Consider the following 20,403-nt stretch of genomic DNA (forward strand, 5'->3'; position numbering starts at 1 on the left):
CATGAACCCGATTTACGCACGCCGCCGCCGCAAGGACATCGTCATTCGCGGGCTCTGCGTCGGTGCCGCCGCCTTCGGCGTCACCTGGCTCGCGCTGATCCTGATCACGCTGCTCTATAACGGCGTGGCCGGCCTCAGCCTCGACCTGTTCGTTGCTGATACCCCGCCTCCGGGCTCGACCGAAGGCGGCCTCCGCAACGCTATCGTCGGCTCGCTGATCATGACCGTGATCGGCGTCGGCATCGGCGCGCCGCTCGGCCTGTTCGCCGGCACCTATCTCGCCGAGTACGGCCGCAACGACAAGCTGACCTCGGTGATCCGCTTCATCAACGACATCCTGCTGTCGGCGCCTTCGATCATCATCGGCTTGTTCATCTACGGCGCAGTAGTGGTGCCGATGCGCGGTTTCTCGGCGATCGCAGGTTCGCTCGCGCTGGCCGTCATCGTGATCCCGGTGGTGCTGCGCACGACCGAGGACATGTTGCTGCTGGTGCCCAACGCGCTGCGCGAGGCGGCTTCCGCGCTCGGCCTGCCGCGCTCGCTGGTGATCAAGCGGATCGCCTACCGCGCGGCCCGCTCCGGTCTTATCACCGGCGTGCTGCTCGCCACCGCCCGCGTCGCCGGCGAGACCGCGCCGCTGCTCTTCACCGCGCTGTCGAACCAGTTCTTCAGCCTCGGCCTGAACAAGACGATGGCGAACCTGCCGGTGACCATCAACAATTTCGTCCAGAGCCCCTACGCCTATTGGAAGCAGCTCGCCTGGAGCGGTGCGCTGTTGATCACCCTCACCGTGCTTGCCCTGAACATTGGCGCGCGCATTCTCGGCGCCGAGAGGACTGCAAAATGACCGACCTTTCCGTATCCGTGAGTTCGAACGCTCATTTGGCGTCGCAACAGCCGCTGCCGGAAGCCCCGGCCAAGGTGACGGTGCGCAACCTCAACTTCTATTACGGCGAGCACCACGCGCTGAAGAACATCAATCTGGCGCTCGGCACCAACCGCGTCACGGCCTTCATCGGCCCGTCGGGCTGCGGCAAGTCGACCCTGCTGCGCATCTTCAACCGGATGTACGACCTCTATCCCGGCCAGCGCGTCACCGGTCAGCTGATGCTGGACCAGACCAACATCCTTGACCCCAAGCTGGACCTCAATTTGCTGCGCGCCCGCGTCGGCATGGTGTTCCAGAAGCCGACGCCGTTCCCGATGACGATCTACGAGAACATCGCCTTCGGCATCCGCCTCTACGAGAAGATCTCGAAGTCCGAGATGGACGATCGCGTCGAGAAGGCGCTGCGCGGCGGCGCGCTGTGGAACGAGGTCAAGGACAAGCTCAACGCCTCCGGCCTGTCGCTCTCGGGCGGCCAGCAGCAGCGCCTCTGCATCGCCCGCACCGTCGCGGTGCGGCCTGAAGTGATCTTGTTCGACGAGCCCTGCTCGGCGCTTGATCCGATCTCGACCGCCAAGGTCGAGGAGCTGATCCAGGAACTGTCCGAGAACTACACGATCGCGATCGTCACCCACAACATGCAGCAGGCGGCCCGTGTCTCCGACAAGACCGCCTTCATGTATCTCGGCGAGCTGATCGAGTTCGACGACACCAGCAAGATCTTCACGTCGCCGTCCGACCGGCGTACGCAGGATTACATCACCGGCCGGTTCGGCTGAGGAGACAGGACATGGGTTCTGAACATACCGCAAAAGCCTTCGACACCGACCTCCAGGAGCTCACGCGCCTCGTCGCCGAGATGGGGGGCATCGCCGAGCGCATGATCGTCGATTCCGTCGATGCGCTGATCCGCCGCGACGTCGCGCTTGGCCAGCGCGTCGTCACCATCGACGCCGAGCTCGACGCGCTCCAGAAGAAGATCGAGGAGCGCGCCGTGCTCACCATCGCACGCCGCCAGCCGATGGCGGTCGATCTGCGCGAGATCGTCGGTGCCATGCGCGTTGCAACCGACCTCGAGCGCATCGGCGACCTCGCCAAGAACATGGGCAAGCGCGTCGCGGCGCTGGAGACGGATTTCCATCCGCTCAAACTGTTCCGCGGCCTCGAACACATGACCGACCTCGTGCAGCAGCAGGTCAAGTCGGTGCTGGACGCCTACGCCGCGCATGATCTGCCGGCGGCGATGACGGTGTGGAAGGGCGACGAAGAGGTCGACGCCATCTGCACCTCGCTGTTCCGCGAACTCCTCACCTACATGATGGAGGATCCGCGCAACATCTCGTTCTGCATCCATCTGATGTTCTGCGCCAAGAACATCGAACGGATCGGCGACCATGCCACCAACATCGCCGAGACCGTGTTCTACATGATCGAAGGCCAGGCCATCACCGACAAGCGGCCGAAGGGCGACATGACGACCTTCGCCACGACGATCCCGAATACTTAAGGAGCGACGAGCCCATGGGCGCACGCATTATGGTTGTTGAGGACGAGGAAGCTCTCACCGAGCTTCTCCGCTACAACCTCGAAGGCGACGGCTATGACGTCGAGACGGTGATGCGCGGCGACGATGCCGACACCCGCCTCAAGGAGCACATCCCCGATCTGATCGTGCTCGACTGGATGCTGCCGGGACTATCAGGTATCGAGCTGTGCCGCCGGCTGCGCGCACGCTCCGATACGAAGCAGCTTCCGATCATCATGCTCACCGCGCGTGGCGAGGAGAGCGAGCGGGTAAGGGGCCTTGCGACCGGCGCCGACGATTACATAGTCAAGCCGTTCTCGGTGCCCGAGCTGCTCGCGCGCGTGAAGGGCCTGCTGCGGCGCGCCAGCCCCGAGCGGCTTGCGACCGTGCTCGCCTTCGGCGACATCGAGCTCGATCGCGAGAAGCGCCGCGTGGCGCGCTCGGGCCGGCCGATCGATCTCGGCCCGACCGAATATCGTCTGCTGGAGTTCTTCCTGGAGCATCCCGGCCGCGTGTTCTCGCGCGAGCAGCTGCTCGACAGCGTCTGGGGGCGCGACATTTATATCGATGAACGCACCGTCGACGTGCATATCGGCCGCCTGCGCAAGCTGCTCAATCTCGGTCGCGAGCAAGACCCGATCCGCACCGTCCGCGGCGCAGGCTATGCGCTCGACGATCGCTTTGCGAAGGCCGAGCAGACGTAACGGCGGCTGCAAGCAAGCAAAATAAAAAAGCGCGCCTTGTGGCGCGCTTTTTTACGTCTCGATCGTCCCGGTCCGTACCGGGACGATGTCGTCTAGAGCTGGGCTCAGCGCGTGCTCGGCTTGGCCGGCGCACGACGGCGATCGGCCGCCGGTTGATAGGCCACCCGCGAGTGCTGGGCGCAGTAGGGCAGGCCGGAGAGCGCCTTGCCGCCGCAGAAGAAGAAATCCGGGCTCGAGGGATCGCCGACCGGCCAGTGGCAGGTGGCTTCGTTCAATTCGAGCAGCGAGAGCCGCTGGCTCATCGGCACCACGTTGTCGTAGGTAACAGGCTCGGCCTCGACCTCGACCTCGAAGGCCTGCGCCAGCGCGGTGTTGCCGCGTGCGATGGGGCGGCTCACCCGCATCATGTGCTGCGCTGGACGCGCCTTGCGCGGCCGGGGAGCTGCTGACGAGGGGCTCTTGGCGCGGCCGGACAGGCCGAGCCTGTGCACCTTGCCGATCACGGCGTTGCGGGTCACGTTACCAAGCTCAGCGGCGATCTGGCTGGCCGAAAGTCCGGCCTCCCAGAGCTTTTTCAGCTGCTCGACGCGATCATCTGACCAGGTCAAAACCGTCATTGCACCCTTTCCTTCGCCGGCGCCAGCCATCCTGGGGCCTCACGACGAATGCCTAAGCTTCGAAAAACCCGTGCCGCCAGAATCCCTTAAGGCTCGCCGGGCGCACCAGATGCGCCCGAACGTTTACGCCGGTACATGAGGACTTAAGGGATCAGAACCGCTGCACGAGATGTCGTATCTGACAAGCCAAACGCTACAATATGGCGTGACTCACGCGCAAGAGTCCGCCGACTCGCTTCCACATGTTCCGTGGCGAAAATCCCGTAAATTTAGCACCGCAAGACTACGGAATCAGCGTTTCCTGGGGCTTTCCGGGCGGCATTGACACCCGTGGTGCCAAGCATAAGATAGTTGCGCGTGCCGCCCTTAAAAGGCGGCACGTTTCGTTTTCCGGGCTAAATGACGCGCTGCGCAAGGCGCGTTCAGGCCGTCCGAAACACCCTGAGTGACCACTAAAGAGACCGTCATGACCAACAGCGCAGCGCCGCATTTGCTCCCCGTTTTCGCCAGGGCCGACATCGGTTTCGAGCGCGGTGAAGGCGTCTGGTTGATCGCAACCAATGGCGACCGCTATCTCGATTTCACCTCGGGCGTTGCCGTGAATGCGCTCGGCCATGCCCATCCCGCGCTGGTCAAGGCGCTGCAGGAGCAGGCGACGAAGCTCTGGCACATGTCGAACCTGTTCCAGAGTCCTGACGGTGAGAAGCTCGCTGCGCGCCTCTGCAACGAGAGCTTTGCGGACTTCGTGTTCTTCTGCAATTCCGGCGCCGAGGCGCTGGAGGGCGTGATCAAGCTGGTCCGCCATCATCACTTCTCCAAGGGCCATCCCGAGCGTTACCGCATCATCACCTTCGAAGGCGCCTTCCACGGTCGCACGCTGGCGACGCTGGCCGCGACCGGCTCGGCAAAATATCTCGAAGGCTTCGGTCCGCCGATGGACGGCTTCGACCAGATCCCGCATGGCGACATCGAGGCCGTGAAGAAGGCGATCGGCCCGCACACCGCCGGCATCCTGATCGAGCCGATCCAGGGTGAGGGCGGCGTACGTCCGGCGACCCCCACCTTCCTCAAGGCGTTGCGTCAGCTCTGCGACGAGAAAGGCCTGCTGCTTGCGTTCGACGAGGTGCAGACCGGCATGGGCCGCACTGGCGAGCTCTTTGCCCATCGCCGCACCGGCGTCACGCCTGATGTGATGTCGCTGGCGAAAGCGCTCGGCGGCGGCTTCCCGATCGGTGCGATCCTGGCGACCGCGGATGCGGCCGCCGGCATGGGCCCCGGCTCGCACGGCTCGACCTTCGGCGGCAATCCGCTGGCGATCGCGGCCGCGAACGCCGTGCTCGACGTCATGCTCAAGCCCGGCTTCTTCGACCACGTGCAGAAGATGTCGCTGCTGCTCAAGCAGAAGCTGGCCTCCGTGATCGACCGTCACCCCGATATCGTCAGCGAAATTCGCGGCGAGGGGCTCTTGATCGGCATCAAGGCCGTGGTGCCATCAGGTGATCTGGTCGCTGCGCTGCGCAACGAGAAGCTGCTCACCGTCGGCGCCGGCGACAATGTCGTGCGCTTCCTGCCGCCCTTGATCGTCACCGAAGCCGAGATCGAGGACAGCATCATCAGGCTCGAACGCGCCTGCACGGCGCTGTCGGGCAACAAGCGGGCGGCAAGCTGATGAGCAAGGCACCCAAGCACTTCCTCGATATCAATGAGCTGCCGCTGTCGGAGCTCAAGAGCATGCTCGCGGCCTCCTCCGCCATGAAGGCGAAGCAGAAGGCGCATCAGCCGGTGCGTCCGCTCGAGGGCAAGACGCTGGCGATGATCTTCGAGCGCCCCTCGACCCGCACGCGCGTCTCGTTCGACGTCGCCATGCGCCAGCTCGGTGGCGAGCCCATCATGCTCACCGGTGCCGAGATGCAGCTCGGCCGCGGCGAGACCATTGCCGACACCGCGCGCGTGCTGTCGCGCTATGTCGATGCCATCATGATCCGCATCCTCAACCACGAGGCGTTGCTGGAGCTCGCGGCCTACGCGACCGTACCCGTGATCAACGGCCTGACGCGGCGCTCGCATCCCTGCCAGGTGATGGCCGACCTCATGACCTATGAGGAGCACCGCGGCCCGATCGAAGGCCGGACCGTGGCCTGGACCGGGGACGACAACAACGTGCTGGCGTCCTGGGCGCATGCCGCCGAGCGCTTCAAGTTCAAGCTCAATGTCGCAACGCCGCCGGAGCTTGCCCCGAAGAAGGTGATGCGCGACTGGATCAAGGCGACCAATGCGCCGATCGTGCTCGGCACCGATCCCGAGGCCGCGGTGAAGGGCGCCGATTGCGTCGTCACCGACACCTGGGTGTCGATGGGCGACAAGGAAGGTGAGCACCGTCACAACGTGCTCAAGCCGTACCAGGTCAATTCCAAGCTGATGTCGCTGGCCAAGCCCGATGCGCTGTTCATGCACTGCTTGCCCGCCCATCGCGGCGAGGAGGTCACCGACGAGGTGATCGACGGTCCGCAATCGGTCGTGTTCGACGAGGCCGAAAATCGCCTGCACGCGCAGAAGGGCATTTTGGCCTGGTGCTTCGACGCGGTGAAGTAGCGGGTGGTTGGCGTCGCGCCGGCCACAAACACCGCTGTCGTCCCGGCTCTACGCTTGCGCTTGTCCGGGACGACACCGAGTTTGAGAGTGCTGCTGCTCACACCCCCTTCCATTTCCTGCCCTCGACCCCAGATAAAGCGCCATGGTTTCCCAATCCCCTGACATGAAAACCAGGCCCGAAGGCCCGGTTCGCGCGCCTTCCGCAGTTCCCGTCGATGACGCCGTGCTGCCTTACGAGGTCGATGCGCTCGATGTGCGCGGCCGTCTGGTGCGGCTTGGCCCCGCACTCGACGAGATCCTGACCAAGCACGATTATCCCGCACCGGTCGGCAAGTTGCTCGGCGAAGCCATCGTGCTGACGACGCTGCTCGGCTCGGCGCTGAAATTCGAGGGCCGCTTCATCCTGCAGGCCCAGACTGACGGGCCGGTGTCGTTCCTGGTGGTCGACTATCAGGCGCCCGATCGCCTGCGCGCCTATGCGCGCTTCGATGCCGAACGCCTCGGTGATGCCAGGGACTCCGGCACGCTGCTCGGCCGCGGTCATCTCGCCATGACCATCGACCAGGGGCCGGACATGAGCCGTTACCAGGGCCTGGTTGCGCTCGACGGCGGCAGCCTGGAAGACGCCGCCCACGAATATTTCCTGCGCTCCGAGCAGATCCCGACGCGCGTGCGCCTTGCTGTCGGCGAGGAATGGCGCTCGAGCGACGGCGGCAAGCACCGCTGGCGCGCCGGCGGCATGCTGATGCAGTTCCTGCCGAAGGCGCCGGAGCGCGCGCGGCAGGCCGATCTGCATCCCGGCGATGCGCCCGAGGGCCTTGAGGTTCACAGCGTCGCCGAAGACGACGCCTGGGTTGAGGCGCGCTCGCTGATCGAGACGGTCGAGGATGTCGAGCTGATCGATCCCGATCTCTCCGGCGAACGGCTGCTCTATCGTCTCTTCCACGAGCGCGGCGTGCGCGTGTTCAATCCGCTGGTCCTGAGCGCGCAATGCTCCTGCTCGCGCAACGCAGTCGCGTCGATGCTGAAGAGTTTTTCGCCCGACGACCGCTCCGCGATGGTCAAGGACGACAAGGTCGTCGTGACCTGCGAGTTCTGCAGCTCGGTGTATGAGTTCACGCCGGACGAAGCGGGCGTCGAGGACGCGTAGGCACGGGAGCTGCCCGCCGCAAGCGGGAAGTCGTAGGGTGGGCAAAGGAGCGCACGCTTCCGCCTTCGCTCGTCGAGCTACGGCGGACAAGTCGCTTTGCCCACCCTCCGGCACCGTCATCCGCCCCTAATTCAACACCCGCTTGTTGTCGGGGCTGTCCAGCGAGAACGTCGGCACGTCGATCTCGAAGCGTTCGCCGCTTTCGCTGACCATCAGGTAGCGACCGGTCATGAAGCCGGAGGCGGTGGAGAGCGGCACGCCCGAGGTGTATTCGAAGCGCTCGCCGGGGGCGAGGGTCGGCTGCTCGCCGACGACGCCTTCGCCCCTGACCTCCTGCTGCCGGCCCGAGGCATCGGTGATGATCCAGTGCCGCGTCTTGAGCTGCACGGTCTCGTCGCCCGAATTGGTGATCACGATGGTGTAGGACCAGAAATACCGCGAGCGGTCGGCCGAGGACTGTTCCGGAACAAAGTTCGGCTCGACGGTCACTTCGATCTGGCGGGTCACGGCGCGGTACATGGTTGCCATCATAACGAAAACCCCTCCAGGAACCAAACGCCGCAGGCCGTCCTGGCGACATCGTCCCGCCCGAATTCACGAGGAAGTAGACCCGAATTGTGATCCGGCCGCTTTGCGATGCGGCGCCTGGACCGGTACACTCCTGAAACGTCGCGATTTGCGGAAGGGTTTTTGGCCCCCAATGACCATTGCCGATCAAGTGACGGGATCGACGATCGCGGGAACCGCTGGCGCCAAGCCTGCGGAGGTCAAATCTGTCGACGCCAAGCCGCGCATTGCTGCGCCGGCCATCACGCTGCCGGCCATCGGCGAGCGCGAGCTCAGGCTCGATCTGTTCCGCGGCCTCGCGCTGTGGCTGATCTTCATCGACCATCTGCCGCCGAATCTCCTGACCTGGTTCACGATCCGCAATTACGGCTTCAGCGACGCCACCGAGATCTTCATCTTCATTTCCGGCTATACCGCAGCCTTCGTCTACGGCCGCGCGATGCTGGAGAACGGTTTCGTCATCGCCACCGCGCGGGTTCTGCGCCGGGTCTGGCAGATCTATGTCGCCCACGTCTTCCTGTTCACGATCTTCCTCGCCGAAATCTCCTACGTCGCGACCAGCTTCGAGAACCCGCTCTACACCGAAGAGATGGGCATCATGGATTTTCTCAAGCAGCCCGACGTCACCATCGTGCAGGCGCTGCTGCTGCGCTTCCGTCCCGTCAACATGGACGTGCTGCCGCTCTATATCGTCCTGATGCTCGCGCTGCCGCTGATCCTGTGGTCGATGAAGTGGCGGCCCGATGTCACGCTCGCGCTCTCGGCGCTGCTTTACGCCGCGACCTGGGAGTTCGACCTCTACTTCTCCGCCTATCCGAACGGCTTCTGGGCCTTCAATCCCTTTGCCTGGCAGTTGCTGTTCGTGTTCGGCGCCTGGTGCGCGCTTGGAGGCGCGCGACGCATGTCGCGCATCCTGGCGTCGCCCGTGACGATGTGGATTTCGATCGCCTATCTCGCCGCGGCGTTCTATGTGACGCTGACCTGGTATGTCCCGCAGCTCTCGCACTTCATGCCGAAGCTGATCGAGCAGTGGATGTATCCGATCGACAAGACTGACCTCGACGTGCTGCGCTTCACGCATTTCCTGGCGCTGGCCGCGCTCACCGTGCGTTTTCTGCCGCGGGAATGGCCGGGTCTGAAATCGCCGTGGTTACGGCCGCTGATCGTGTGCGGCCAGCATTCGCTGGAGATATTCTGTCTCGGCGTCTTCCTGGCCTTTGCCGGCCATTTCATCCTGGCCGAGGTCGCGAGCGGCCCTGCCATGCATGCGCTGATTAGCCTCTCCGGAATTCTGATCATGTGGGCGATGGCCTGGGTGATTTCGTGGTACAAGCGCGTAGCTGACAAGAGCGGTGTAAAAACCAAAAACGCCGTCGGCAACGCCGATCTGGCGGGAGGGGGCTGATGAAGGCGAAGGTTCTCCTGAGCCTGATCCTGCTGTGCGGATACCTTGCCGCGCCTTCGGCGCGCGCGGACGATGCTGCGCCCGCGGTCCCTGCTGCCTGCGAATTGCCGCCTTATCTGCTCGCCACCGAGAGCCAGCTCCACAAGGTCGCCGAAGCCGTGACATCAGGCAAGCCGCTTGAGATTCTGGTGGTCGGCAGCCGCTCCACCACCATTCCGTTTTCGGAGGACAGCTCCTACCCGGCGCGCATGCAAGCCATCTTGAAGGAGAAGCTGCCGCCTTCGGAGACGGTCCACGTATCCGTAGAAATACAGAGCAAGAAGACGGCGGAGGAGGCCGCCGGAACCTTCGTTAAGCTGATGGAAGCAAAATCACCTACTTTGGTCATCTGGCAGACCGGGACCGTGGATGCTATCCGATCGATCGATCCCGATGATTTCCGCGGCGCCGTGACCGATGGGGTCGCTGCGCTGCAAAATGCAGGGGCTGACGTCGTCTTGATGAATTTGCAGTACAGCCCACGTACCGAATCCATGATCTCGGCGCCGCCCTATCTCGACAATATGCGGGTTGTGGCGCAGGAGCATGATGTCCCGCTGTTCGATCGTTTCGCGATCATGCGGCAGTGGAATGATCAGGGTCAGTTCGACCTATTCAGTCCCTCTCGCGGCCCTGAGCTGGCGAAGCAGGTCCATGATTGCATTGGCCGGGCGTTGGCGCAGTTTGTGCTCGACGCGGCCCATCTGGGCTCGGCCCAGCAGCAAAATTGAGGTCTAGCGTTAATGAGTTCTCTCCGCCCTTTTGGCCTGTCGACATGCTTGGCCGCGCCTGCAGCGGCAATGCTGCTGATGCTGACGCCTGTGCTGCAGGCACCCGCTCAAGCTCAGGCCGCCCAGGCGACTCCAGCGCCGCAGCAGGCTGCTAATCCCGCACCCACATCGCCGTCCCAGACCACGGTTGCTGCGACGACCCCGCAGTCCACCGATCAGCGCGGCCTCACCTCGCGCGCCATCGACAAGGTGAAGCAGGTCGCGAAATCCGCCGGCGATATTTTCAGCCGCGTGCCGTGCCTGCCGCCAAAGGGCGGCGCGAAGACGATGGGCTCGCTGCCGCATGTCGCGAACAAGCTCATTGCCGGCCAGCCTGTCGTGATCGTCGCGTTCGGCTCGTCCTCGACTGCAGGCTATGGCGCGAGCTCGCCCGACTTCAACTATCCGAACCGCCTCGCCGCGCAGCTGCGCCGGCAATATCCGACCGCTAACATCACCGTCATCAATGCCGGCGTCGGTGGCGAGGATGCGCCCGAGATGATGAAGCGCCTCCAGAAGGAGGTGATCGATGTGCATCCGGATCTCGTGATCTGGCAGGTCGGCACCAACGCCGTGCTGCGCAATCTCGATCCCGGCGACACCGCCAAAATGGTCGAGGACGGTATCACCCGCATCCAGGCGGCCGGCGATGCCGACGTCGTGCTGGTCGATCCGCAATATTCGCCGCGCGTCACCGAGCGTCCCGAAAGCGCAGGCAAGATGGTGAAGCTGCTCGGCAAGGTCGCCGAGCTTCGTCACGTCGGCATCTTCCCGCGCTTCGAGGTGATGCGCGACTGGCACGAGAAGCAGGCCCTTCCGGTCGAGAGTTTTGTGATCGCCGATGGCCTGCACATGAACGATTGGGGCTATGCCTGCTTCGCCCAGCTGCTCGGCGACGACATCATCCACTCGGTCGGCCAGCTCAAGCTCGGCGTGAACGTGCCCGCGGACGTGCGGACCTATCGGCCGATGTAGGCGACGGTGCCGTAGGGTGGGTTAGGCGAAGCCGTAACCCACCTCCTTAGTTTCCGCGGCGACAGAAGTGGTGGGTTAAGCCGAGCAGATGCGCTTCGCGCATCTGCAGGGCTAACCCACCCTACGATTCCGCGCTCACCTCACGCCTTCTCCAGCGCCGCAGTCAGATCCTCGATCAGATCGTCCGCATGCTCGAGCCCGGCCGAGAAGCGGATGAATCCCTCGCTGATGCCGAGCGCGGCGCGATCCTCGGGCTTCAGCCGTTGATGCGTCGTCGTCGCCGGATGCGTGACGAGGCTCTTGGCGTCGCCGAGATTGTTCGAGATCTTTGCGAGCTTCAGCTCGTTGAGCACGCGGAACGCTGCCGCCTTGCCGCCCTTGGCCTCGAAGCCCACCAGCGTCGAGCCGCCGCGCATCTGCTTCTTCACCAGCGCCGCCTGCGGATGATCCTCGCGGCCGGGATAGACCAGCCGCGAAATCTTCGGATGGCTTGCCAGCACGTCGGCCACGCGCGCCGCGGTCTCGGTCTGTGCGCGCACGCGCACGGCGAGTGTCTCCAGGCCCTTGAGCAGAACCCAGGCGTTGAACGGCGAGATCGACGGGCCAGTCTGGCGCATGAAATTGTGGATGTGCTCGGCGATGAAGGCTTCCGAGGACAGGATGATGCCGCCCAGACACCGGCCCTGGCCGTCGATGTGCTTGGTCGCGGAATAGACGACGACGTCGGCGCCGAGCGCGAGCGGGCTCTGCCAGATCGGCGTCGCGAACACGTTGTCGACGACGAGCCGCGCGCCGCCCTTGTGAGCGATCTCGGCAATCGAGGGAATGTCGAGCACGTCGAGCGTCGGATTGGTAGGGCTCTCCAGGAAGAACGTCTTGGTGTTCGGCTTCACCGCGCGCTGCCACTGGTCGAGATTGGCGCCGTCGACCAGCGTGGTCTCGATGCCGTAGCGCGGCAACAGATCCTGAATGACGTAGAGACACGAGCCGAACAGCGCGCGCGATGCCACGACATGATCGCCGGCCTTGAGCGGCGCGAGGATCGCCGTCGTCACCGCGGCCATGCCTGTCGCCGCCGAGCGCGCCGCTTCAGCGCCTTCGAGCTCGATCATGCGGCGCTCGAACATCGCGATCGTCGGGTTCGAATAGCGCGAATAGATGAAGCCGGGATCTTCGCCCTTGAACCGCGCCTCGCACTCCTCGGCGCTGTTGTAGACATAGCCCTGGGTCAAAAACAGCGACTCCGACGTCTCGCCATATTGCGAGCGCAGGGTGCCGGAATGGACCAGGCGGGTTTCGGGGCGGTAACTGGCAGGCGACTTCGACATTGAACCCTCCGATATGACCGTCTTGTCGAAAACGGTCACAAAAAAACCGGCCTGGATATCTCCACGGGCCGGGATCACAGAGGTCCCCGGCCTGTTTAGCGACTTATTTAACGTGGCTGCAAGCCGGCCGGCTCAAATCACCACGGGATAAGTGATGCTCATATTCCGCAATGCCCTTTCCGTCAAGGCGTCCATCGGATAGCCGTAAAAGGCTCGTATTTCCCGCAAGTCCGGGCGTGCGTGCCCCCTGATGAGGACCCCCGGTTGACGTTCACGGTTGCCGCCGACGCCAATGGTATCCTGCCCGACCGCATGATCGCGGCGATGGCGGAAGCGGGCCTCATCCTGCCTGCCTATGATTTCGTCGAAAGCCAGATCCAGCCGGCGAGCCTCGATTTGCGCCTCGGCGACATCGCCTATCGCGTGCGCGCGAGCTTCCTGCCCGGTCCCGGCGCCACCGTCGCCGAGCGCATCGACCGGTTGAAGCTGCACGAGTTCAGCCTCGCCGACGGCGCTGTGCTCGAGACCAACTGCGTCTACATCGTGCCGCTGCTGGAGAGCCTCGCGCTGCCGCCGGAGATCGTCGCGGCCGCGAACCCGAAAAGCTCGACCGGCCGGCTCGACGTCTTCACTCGCGTGATCGCCGACGGCACGCGTCGTTTCGACATGATCGGCGCCGGCTATCACGGCCCGCTCTATGCCGAGATCAGCCCGAAGACGTTTCCCGTGCTGGTGCGCGAAGGCTCGCGCCTGTCCCAGGTGCGCTTCCGAACCGGCGATGCCATCCTCAATGCCGACGCGCTCGAAACTTTGCATGCCACCGAGCGCCTCGTCGACATCGACGATGCCGATCTCACCGGCGGCGTTGCCGTCTCGGTCGATCTCTCGGGCGAGAAGGGCAGTGGCTTCGTCGGCTATCGCGCCAAGCGCCACACCGGCGTCGTCGATGTCGATCGCCGCTCCGGCTATGCGGTGGAAGATTTTTGGGAGCCGATCTCGGCCCGTCCTGATGGCAGCCTGATCCTGGATCCCGGCGAGTTTTATATCCTCGCGTCGAAAGAGGCCGTGCAGGTCCCGCCCGACTACGCCGCGGAGATGGTGCCGTTCGATCCGCTCGTCGGCGAATTCCGCGTGCACTATGCCGGCTTCTTCGATCCCGGATTCGGCTATGCCGGCGCCGGCGGGCAAGGCGCGCGCGCCGTGCTGGAAGTGCGCTCGCGCGAAGTGCCGTTCATTCTCGAGCACGGCCAGATCGTCGGCCGCCTGGTCTACGAGAAGATGCTGGCTCGCCCCGACGCGATGTACGGCCAGCGCATCGGCTCCAACTATCAGGCGCAGGGCCTGAAGCTGAGCAAGCATTTCCGGGTGTAGCTGTATCTTCGTCCTCCGCTGTCATTCCCTGCGAACCGGCTACGCTAAGGCTTCGCCGAGGTTGAGGTCCAGGAGCGCCGAAGCTTTAGCGTAGGCGGCAAGCGGGGAATCCAGTACGCCGCGGCCTGTCGATTTGATCACCGCTGTCTCGGAGTACTGGATCGCCCGATCAGGTGTTCAGGTCGGGCGATGACATCGAATGTGTGCCAGGATGTGCAAAATCCAACGAGATCTCGCCATGACCGATCCATCCCAACTCGACGCAAATATCCTCAACGACGCCGCCGACGCGGTGATCTATGCCGATCGCTCCGGCACCATCACGCGCTGGAATCATGCATCCACCGCGCTGTTCGGCTTCACCGCAGAAGACGCGCTCGGCCAGAATCTCGATCTGATCATTCCCGAACATTTACGCGCTGCGCACTGGAAAGGTTTTGAAGCCGCGCTTGCGAGCGGCGCGATGAAGCTTGCGGGCCGGCCGACGCTGACTCGCGCGCTGCACAAGAGCGAACGCAAGCTCTATATCGAAATGACTTTCGCATTGGTGCGTGACGCCGGCGGCAACGTGCAAGGATCGGTCGCAATGGCGCGCGACGTCACCGAGCGCGTCGAGCGGGAGCGGGCGGCTAAGGCATCGCAAACTTCGTGATGCGGAATTGACCTGATGTCGTGCAGGGCCTCTTGCGCGCATCATGTTGCCTGTCATCCGGCACAGTGACACACTCGATCAAAACAACGATCGGGAGTGAACATGACCGCAGCAGATACAGCGCAGGAAGCGCAATGGAAACGCTGGCGCGCGGTGGCCGATCTCTACCATGCTTACTTCACCGGTCTGATCCTCACCGTGGTCACCCGGCGCGGCACGGCCGATGCCGCCGAATTCGTCTTCCGCGTGTTCCGCCGCCAGCAGCAGGAGCGCTTTCTGCCGGGGCTCAGGAAGCTCGGGATCGATCACCTGCCGCCGGCGGTGGCGGCGGCGCAATATCATTATCTCTCCAACTGGATCGGCGGCGTGCACGTCGAATACATGTACGAGAGCGACACCAAGGCCTGGATCCGCTATCCGCCGCCGCGCTGGATCTGGAAGGGCCCGGCGATCTGCGGCGTACCCGGCGAGGTTAGCCGCGCGATGCTGCGCGGCTGGCACGCCAACAACGGCGTCGTGCTCGGTGATCTCAGGCTCGGCTTCGTCTGTACCAAGCAGAGCGTCGACGGCCAGGACGGCCTCGAGGGTCATTATCACCAGTACGACCATCCGCTCGAACCGGACCAGCGCCTGGTCTACGCGCGGCATCTCGAAGCGCCGCTGTTCGACGCCAAGGCCGCGCCGGCGCTGCCTGTCGCGAGTTGGCCGAAGCCGCGGCTGGAAAAGGCCTATCGCAACTATGCCATGGAATATGTCCGTACGGCCGCGCCGGTGATGGTGCAGCTGTTCGGCCCGGAAGATGCCGGCTATCTCCTGCACATCACGGGCAAGCTGATCGGCATGCAGTTCTTCGATGAGATCGCGGAGCCGCTGGCGATGCGCAGCGGCGGCGCGAGCGAGTTCGCGTCCTTCCTCGGCGCACTGTTCGCCGCGCAGGATGACGCGGCCGAGACCACGCAATCCGAAGGCACGTTCGAAATCCGTCAGCAGAGCTGGAAGCTGATGGACGACGTCGCCGATTATCACGGCGCGTGCACCAAGTTGCTGGAGGGAATGTTCGAGGGACTCGCCGCCGGATGCGGCCGGCACATCGACGTACACCTTCGCCCAACGACAGGCCGCCGCGCGCCGCTGGCTTGGACGGTCGGTTAATTCCACCGGCTGAAATGCGCTGCCGCAGGGCACGCCTGCACCTGACGCAGGAGGAATCGGTAACCAGCGTGCTAACAAGTGCTCGTCGCGCCTTACGCGCGAGCAAATTGATTGATGCACCTAAGCATTGCCACGCCGCAAATGGCGCATTTGTCCGGGAGAGGAAATGACTGAGGTCGCCGAGATCCCGGTCGATGAGCAGGAACGTCCGCTACCGCCGCCCGCGCGCCCCGTACGGAGCGCGCTGACCGACGGGCCAATCCTGCGCACGCTGCTGGGGCTCGCCTGGCCGAACGTGGTTGCGCTCTCGGCGGGCACCTGCGTGGTGATCGCGGAGACCTCCTATATCGGTCGTCTCGGGGTGGAAGCGCTGGCCGCGATGGCGCTGGTATTTCCGACAGTGATCCTGACCATGACAATGTCGGGCGGTGCCATGGGCGGTGCGGTCGCTTCCGCCATCGCACGTGCGCTCGGCGCCGGCGACCGCGAACGCGCCGGGACGCTCGCCGCGCACGCACTGCTGATCGGCATCACCTTCGGCCTTGTTTTTATGCTCGGCATGCTGATCTTCGGACCCAAGGTGCTCGAGATGCTCGGCGGCCGCGGCACTGTGCTGACGCATGCGATCGCCTATACCCAGGTGTTCTTCGGCGGTGCCGTGCTGCCTTGGACGCTCAATACCATGGCGGGCGTGCTGCGCGGCACCGGCAATATGCGGCTGCCGTCGCTTCTCATCCTCAACTCGGCCGTCTGGCAGATCGTGCTCGGCGGCACGCTGGGCCTCGGGCTCGGGCCATTTCCGCAACTCGGCATGCGCGGCGTCGCCGCTGGCGCGCTGATCGCCTATTCCATGAACATCTGCGTGATGGGCTGGTATCTCTTTTCCGGCCGCGCCCGCGTCGTTCCAAAACTCCGCGGCCTGCACATCCAATGGGTGATGTTCTTCGACATCCTGAAGGTCGGTGCCATCGCCTGCTTCTCGCCGCTGCAATCGGTGCTGACGATCTCGATCTTCACCCACATGCTGGCCAAGTTCGGCACCGCGATCCTTGCCGGTTATGGCATCGGCGCGCGGCTCGAATTCCTACTGACCTCGATCGCGTTCTCGTTCGGCATCGCTTCGGTACCGATGATCGGCATGGCGGTCGGCGCCGGCCGGATCGCCCGCGCGCGGCGCATCGCCTGGACCGCAGGCGCCAGCGCTTTCGTTGCCGTAGGCACGCCGGCCTGCCTCGTCGCGCTGTTCCCCGATCTCTGGGTCAATATCTTCACGGATAGTGCCACGGTGCGCGCGACCAGCCATCAATATCTGTCGACGGTGGCGCCGTTCTACGCCTTCATCGGCCTCGCCTCGACGATGTACTTCTCCTCGCAAGGTGCAGCCAAGGTGATCGGCCCGGTGCTGGCGCAGACGGCGCGGCTGATCTACATCTCTGCCTGCGGCTGGTGGTTGTCGACGCACGACGCCACCGCACAAAGCTTCTTCTGGCTCGCCGCGAGCTCGATGGTCGTGCTCGGCGTGCTCTCATGCTCCAGCGTGGTGCTGACGCGCTGGGGGCCGCGCCAAGCGAAACCGTCGGTCCGTCCGGCGCTCTCGGCCGCCGACTAGCGATGCTTGTGGCGGCGATGGCCGCCACCGCCGAGATTGGCGAGCCGCATGATCTGCGGGATCATCGCCATCATGTCGCCGCCGCCGGCGCCGCCGAGCATGCCCATGATATCGCCGCCGCCCATGCCGCCCATTCCCATCGGGACTGTGCCTCCGCCCATCGGCGCATAACCGGCGCCGTAATTGGGCGCGCCGAACCCGTCGCCGAGATTGCCGCCGGCGAGGCCGCCCATGCCGCCGCCCATCATGCCGCCGAACCCGCCGCCACCATTCTCCATCATGCGGCTCATCATCGGGCCCATGGTCTGCATCAGCATGGCGAAGCGGCGCTTGCCCATCTTCGCCTTCATCATCTCCAGCATCGGCGCCATCTGGGTCATCATGTCCTGCCCTCCGGCACCTCCGCCGCCGAGGAATTGCGCCTTCGCCGGCGCGCTCGAAATCGAAAGCAGCAGCAACACGGCAGCTGCCTGGCAGATCACCTTGTCCGCACCTCTCATGGCATGCTCCTCGCGTGCGTGGCGCCGCCGGGAGAGCGAGGCCGTCAGGACGCACGCGGCCATGGTTACGGCCGATGAGGCGCGGGCTCTGTGAGAAAGATCACGCAGGAAATGCTTTGTGCATGGCGGCGACAGCCGCCTTGGTCTGCTCCTGCACGTAAGTCGCAAGCTCGTTCGGCAGCATGTCGATGGTCCAGACCAGGCGGCATTTCGTCTCGCCATCGGCGATCACCTGTACCGAGGCGCTGTAGTGCTTCAGCCGCTCGTTGTTGATGGCGTAAACCAGCCGCTGCCTGATATCGTCGCGATCGACCAGCACCTCGCGGGCGTCAGAGCCATTGGCGAAGGTGACGATACGCGCATCGCCGTCGAGCCGGCATGCCGTGACGAAGCCCGGCACCAGCCGCTGAGGCAGCGCGCCAAAATCGCGCACTGCGTCCCAGACGTCGCGGGCCGGGGCGGGGAGGGAGACGTCGTTGTGGATGGAGGCCATGAAAGTATCCTTGATTTCGGTAAGTGGTCGCCAAGTCCTCCGTCATTGCGAGCGCAGCGAAGCAATCCAGAAATGTCTCCGTGGAAACAGCCTGGATTGCTTCGTCGCATGGGCTCCTCGCAATGACGGAGGAGAGAGCTCACGTGCAAACCGCCTCGACATTGTTGCCGTCGGGATCGATCAAGAACGCCGCGTAGTAAGTCGGACTGTAATCCTTGCGCGGGCCGGCGCCGCCATTGTCATGGCCGCCGCTCTTCAGGCCCTCGCGGTGAAACGCCTTCACGGCATCATGGTTCTTGGCGCGAAACGCGATGTGTGCGCCGTCGGCCTTACGGCCCTTGTTCAGATGCAGCCAGAGCGCCGGCTCGCCCTTCGGCCCGAAGCCGGCATAGCCGTCGCCGCTCGAGCACAGCACGTAACCGAGCGGCGCCAGCGCCGCGGTGTAGAAGCGCGTGGCGGCGTCGAGGTCGGCAACGCGCAATCCGATATGGTCATACATGGTCGTCTCCATTGCAAAGCGCGCCGCTCGTGGCGCGCGCCGGAGAGGACCCTAGTCAGTTGAGCGCTAGCCGCTCTTGGAGAATCTTGCGCTTGCCCTTCGAGGCCTGCCGGAACTTGGTCGGCGACAAGCCGGCGGCGCGATGGAAGGTGCGGACGAAGTTGGAGAGGTCGCCGAAGCCGACGTCATAGGCGATGTCGGTGACCGCGATGTCGTCGTCGGTGAGCAGGCGTGCCGCGTGCCGCAGCCGCGAGCGCACCAGATATTGATGCGGAGTGACGCCGAGCACGTTGGAGAACAGCCGCAGGAAATGGAACGGGCTCAAATCTGCTAGGCGTGCAGCTTGTTCGAGATCGATCTCCGCGTGCGAATTGTCGTCGATCCACAACGCGGCCTCGACCGCACGGCGGCGATCGCGCGCCGTCGGCGTCGCCGGCTTTCGCGGCTTGCCCGACACCACGTCAACAAAGCGGCTCGCAAAAATCTGGCCGACCTCGTCGAGGCCCAAATCGCTGTTGCCATCTGCCGCCGTCTGGGCAAGCTCGCCCAGCACCATCAGCTCGGGCAGCGGCGGTGTCGCCCCAACCTGCCAGGTCTCACGCCGCCCGCCGAGGGCATCGACCAGAGTCTCGCTGAAGAAGAAGCCGAGGCAGACGTCGCCCGACACATGCTCATGCGTGCAGGTGTATTCCTCGCCGGGCGCGCCGACCAGCAGCGAACCCGCCACCAGCTCGAAGAAGCCGGCGCGGCAATGGCAGCCAAAGCTGCCTGAGCGGACATAGGCGATGGAATGGCCGGTGCGGCACTCGGCAAACGGGGTGTCGCCCGGCCCCGCGTCGCAGCGAAACTCGGAGACCGTCATCGTCTGTGTCGTCAGCAGCGTGGTCGCATCCATTCCGAGTATTTAGGAGGCGGACAGCGGCGGGGCAACGGGCAGCAACACCTCGAACAGCGTCTTGCTGGCGATCGGGTGGGCGCCTTCCAGCGCCAGCAGCCGTCGTTTGGAGATCACCCCGCCGTATGGCGAGATCCGGTCGGCATAGCCGCCCGCTTCCAGCACCCGGTGGCAAGGCACGATGATCATGTAGGGATTCTTGGCGATCGCTTGCGCCACCGAATGCGCGGCGCCGGAGGCGCCCAGCGCCTTGGCGATCTCGTGATAGGTGCGCGTCTCCCCTCGCTGGATGGTGCAGGTGTATTCGTAGACTCGCCGGTTGAAAGCCGGCACGTCGCCGGCATCGAGGCTGACCTCGGAAAAATCGGGGTCGCTGCCCTGCAGCAGGCCCACGATGCCCTCAATGGCGAGCTCGGTGTTGACAGGCACCGCCTGCTCACGCGCTTCGGGATGGATCTGGAAAATCCGCCGGCGAGTGTCGATCTCCCGCGCCTCGGGCAATTGCACGGCGACCACGCCGGTGCTGCTCCAGATGATGCCGCAGCGCCCGATCGCCGTGTCGAATATCGTGTAGGCACGCCCCACCATGCACACGCCCCACTCAGTGCACGTTTCTCCCCCGACAGAGCAATCATAACACTGCCACAATTCGGCGCACCTGGAATCTTGCCAGG

The 20,403-nt window shown here is 64.4% G+C and carries 22 protein-coding genes and 1 riboswitch; of the genes, 14 read left to right on the top strand and 8 right to left on the bottom strand.

Annotation, left to right across the window (positions count from 1 at the left end):
• Position 1: 1 nt before the first annotated feature.
• Genes pstA through phoB form a run of 4 tightly spaced genes read left to right on the top strand, consistent with a single transcriptional unit; the run spans position 2 to position 3,115 of the window.
• Positions 2-847 (top strand): phosphate ABC transporter permease PstA, encoded by an 846-nt coding sequence (gene pstA, locus L6637_RS12355; RefSeq protein ID WP_237864172.1) that lies wholly within the window; start codon positions 2-4, stop codon positions 845-847.
• On the top strand, positions 844-1,665 hold the full coding sequence (gene pstB, locus L6637_RS12360; protein WP_237864171.1) for a phosphate ABC transporter ATP-binding protein PstB: 822 nt from the start codon (positions 844-846) through the stop codon (positions 1,663-1,665). The genes pstA and pstB overlap by 4 nt, the downstream gene beginning before the upstream one ends.
• 11 nt (positions 1,666-1,676) lie before the next feature.
• Positions 1,677-2,393, top strand: a complete 717-nt coding sequence (phoU, locus tag L6637_RS12365; RefSeq protein ID WP_237864170.1) for a phosphate signaling complex protein PhoU — start codon at positions 1,677-1,679, stop codon at positions 2,391-2,393.
• A gap of 14 nt (positions 2,394-2,407) precedes the next feature.
• Positions 2,408-3,115 carry a phosphate regulon transcriptional regulator PhoB gene (gene phoB, locus L6637_RS12370; RefSeq protein ID WP_195801068.1) on the top strand — a complete coding sequence of 236 codons (708 nt, stop codon included), beginning with the start codon at positions 2,408-2,410 and terminating at the stop codon, positions 3,113-3,115.
• A 104-nt stretch (positions 3,116-3,219) separates the two neighbouring features.
• On the opposite strand, the gene L6637_RS12375 is transcribed toward phoB, so the two are convergent.
• Positions 3,220-3,732: a GcrA family cell cycle regulator gene (locus tag L6637_RS12375; protein WP_237864169.1), complete on the bottom strand. Its 513-nt coding sequence runs from the start codon at positions 3,730-3,732 to the stop codon at positions 3,220-3,222.
• 466 nt (positions 3,733-4,198) lie between these two features.
• On the opposite strand from L6637_RS12375, the gene L6637_RS12380 reads away from it, so the two are divergent.
• The 3 genes from L6637_RS12380 to L6637_RS12390 all read left to right on the top strand — a co-directional run bounded on the left by L6637_RS12380 (position 4,199) and on the right by L6637_RS12390 (position 7,474).
• Positions 4,199-5,401, top strand: coding sequence for an aspartate aminotransferase family protein (locus L6637_RS12380; RefSeq protein WP_237864168.1), 1,203 nt, complete (start codon positions 4,199-4,201; stop codon positions 5,399-5,401).
• Complete coding sequence (argF, locus tag L6637_RS12385; protein WP_237864167.1) at positions 5,401-6,324, top strand: ornithine carbamoyltransferase; 924 nt, start codon at positions 5,401-5,403, stop codon at positions 6,322-6,324. The genes L6637_RS12380 and argF overlap by 1 nt, the downstream gene beginning before the upstream one ends.
• Before the next feature lie 142 nt (positions 6,325-6,466).
• Positions 6,467-7,474: an Hsp33 family molecular chaperone gene (locus L6637_RS12390; RefSeq protein ID WP_237864166.1), complete on the top strand. Its 1,008-nt coding sequence runs from the start codon at positions 6,467-6,469 to the stop codon at positions 7,472-7,474.
• A gap of 126 nt (positions 7,475-7,600) precedes the next feature.
• Here the strand turns inward: L6637_RS12390 and apaG are convergent, their stop codons facing one another.
• Positions 7,601-7,993 (bottom strand): Co2+/Mg2+ efflux protein ApaG, encoded by a 393-nt coding sequence (gene apaG / locus L6637_RS12395; RefSeq protein ID WP_237864368.1) that lies wholly within the window; start codon positions 7,991-7,993, stop codon positions 7,601-7,603.
• A 181-nt stretch (positions 7,994-8,174) separates the two neighbouring features.
• Here apaG and L6637_RS12400 point away from each other — a divergent pair, with 181 nt between their 5' ends.
• The 3 genes from L6637_RS12400 to L6637_RS12410 are packed head-to-tail and all read left to right on the top strand — an operon-like array spanning position 8,175 to position 11,230.
• Positions 8,175-9,446: an OpgC domain-containing protein gene (locus L6637_RS12400; RefSeq protein ID WP_237864165.1), complete on the top strand. Its 1,272-nt coding sequence runs from the start codon at positions 8,175-8,177 to the stop codon at positions 9,444-9,446.
• On the top strand, positions 9,446-10,216 hold the full coding sequence (locus L6637_RS12405; protein WP_237864164.1) for an SGNH/GDSL hydrolase family protein: 771 nt from the start codon (positions 9,446-9,448) through the stop codon (positions 10,214-10,216). The genes L6637_RS12400 and L6637_RS12405 overlap by 1 nt, the downstream gene beginning before the upstream one ends.
• Before the next feature lie 12 nt (positions 10,217-10,228).
• Positions 10,229-11,230: an SGNH/GDSL hydrolase family protein gene (locus tag L6637_RS12410; RefSeq protein WP_237864163.1), complete on the top strand. Its 1,002-nt coding sequence runs from the start codon at positions 10,229-10,231 to the stop codon at positions 11,228-11,230.
• Positions 11,231-11,370: 140 nt separating this feature from the next.
• On the opposite strand, the gene L6637_RS12415 is transcribed toward L6637_RS12410, so the two are convergent.
• Complete coding sequence (locus L6637_RS12415) at positions 11,371-12,558, bottom strand: O-succinylhomoserine sulfhydrylase (protein WP_237864162.1); 1,188 nt, start codon at positions 12,556-12,558, stop codon at positions 11,371-11,373.
• Between the two features lie 74 nt (positions 12,559-12,632).
• Positions 12,633-12,712, bottom strand: a riboswitch (SAM riboswitch).
• A gap of 110 nt (positions 12,713-12,822) precedes the next feature.
• Between L6637_RS12415 and L6637_RS12420 the strand changes: the two genes are divergently transcribed.
• The 4 genes from L6637_RS12420 (at position 12,823) to L6637_RS12435 (ending at position 17,342) form a co-directional block, all read left to right on the top strand.
• Entirely contained in the window at positions 12,823-13,929 is a 1,107-nt protein-coding gene (locus L6637_RS12420; RefSeq protein WP_237864161.1) for a 2'-deoxycytidine 5'-triphosphate deaminase, read from the top strand.
• A 238-nt stretch (positions 13,930-14,167) separates the two neighbouring features.
• On the top strand, positions 14,168-14,581 hold the full coding sequence (locus tag L6637_RS12425) for a PAS domain-containing protein (protein ID WP_237864160.1): 414 nt from the start codon (positions 14,168-14,170) through the stop codon (positions 14,579-14,581).
• A 102-nt stretch (positions 14,582-14,683) separates the two neighbouring features.
• A complete protein-coding gene (locus L6637_RS12430) occupies positions 14,684-15,733 on the top strand; it encodes a hypothetical protein (RefSeq protein ID WP_237864159.1) in 1,050 nt (349 codons plus the stop codon).
• 166 nt (positions 15,734-15,899) lie between these two features.
• Complete coding sequence (locus L6637_RS12435; RefSeq protein WP_237864158.1) at positions 15,900-17,342, top strand: MATE family efflux transporter; 1,443 nt, start codon at positions 15,900-15,902, stop codon at positions 17,340-17,342.
• Here L6637_RS12435 and L6637_RS12440 read toward each other — a convergent pair.
• From L6637_RS12440 to L6637_RS12460, 5 genes are all read right to left on the bottom strand, one after another.
• Positions 17,339-17,842, bottom strand: a complete 504-nt coding sequence (locus L6637_RS12440; protein WP_237864157.1) for a hypothetical protein — start codon at positions 17,840-17,842, stop codon at positions 17,339-17,341. The two genes, L6637_RS12435 and L6637_RS12440, sit on opposite strands and share 4 nt — an antisense overlap.
• Before the next feature lie 100 nt (positions 17,843-17,942).
• Positions 17,943-18,335 (bottom strand): SRPBCC family protein, encoded by a 393-nt coding sequence (locus L6637_RS12445; protein ID WP_237864156.1) that lies wholly within the window; start codon positions 18,333-18,335, stop codon positions 17,943-17,945.
• A gap of 139 nt (positions 18,336-18,474) precedes the next feature.
• Positions 18,475-18,834 carry a VOC family protein gene (locus tag L6637_RS12450; protein WP_237864155.1) on the bottom strand — a complete coding sequence of 120 codons (360 nt, stop codon included), beginning with the start codon at positions 18,832-18,834 and terminating at the stop codon, positions 18,475-18,477.
• A gap of 55 nt (positions 18,835-18,889) precedes the next feature.
• The gene (locus L6637_RS12455; protein WP_237864154.1) at positions 18,890-19,729 is read right to left on the bottom strand and encodes a helix-turn-helix transcriptional regulator; all 840 of its coding nucleotides are present in this window, start codon (positions 19,727-19,729) and stop codon (positions 18,890-18,892) included.
• A 9-nt stretch (positions 19,730-19,738) separates the two neighbouring features.
• Entirely contained in the window at positions 19,739-20,317 is a 579-nt protein-coding gene (locus L6637_RS12460) for a methylated-DNA--[protein]-cysteine S-methyltransferase (protein WP_237864153.1), read from the bottom strand.
• Between the last annotated feature and the right edge of the window lie 86 nt (positions 20,318-20,403).

The organism is Bradyrhizobium zhengyangense (genome assembly GCF_022012435.1).
GTDB classification, from domain to species: Bacteria; Pseudomonadota; Alphaproteobacteria; order Rhizobiales; family Xanthobacteraceae; genus Bradyrhizobium; species Bradyrhizobium zhengyangense.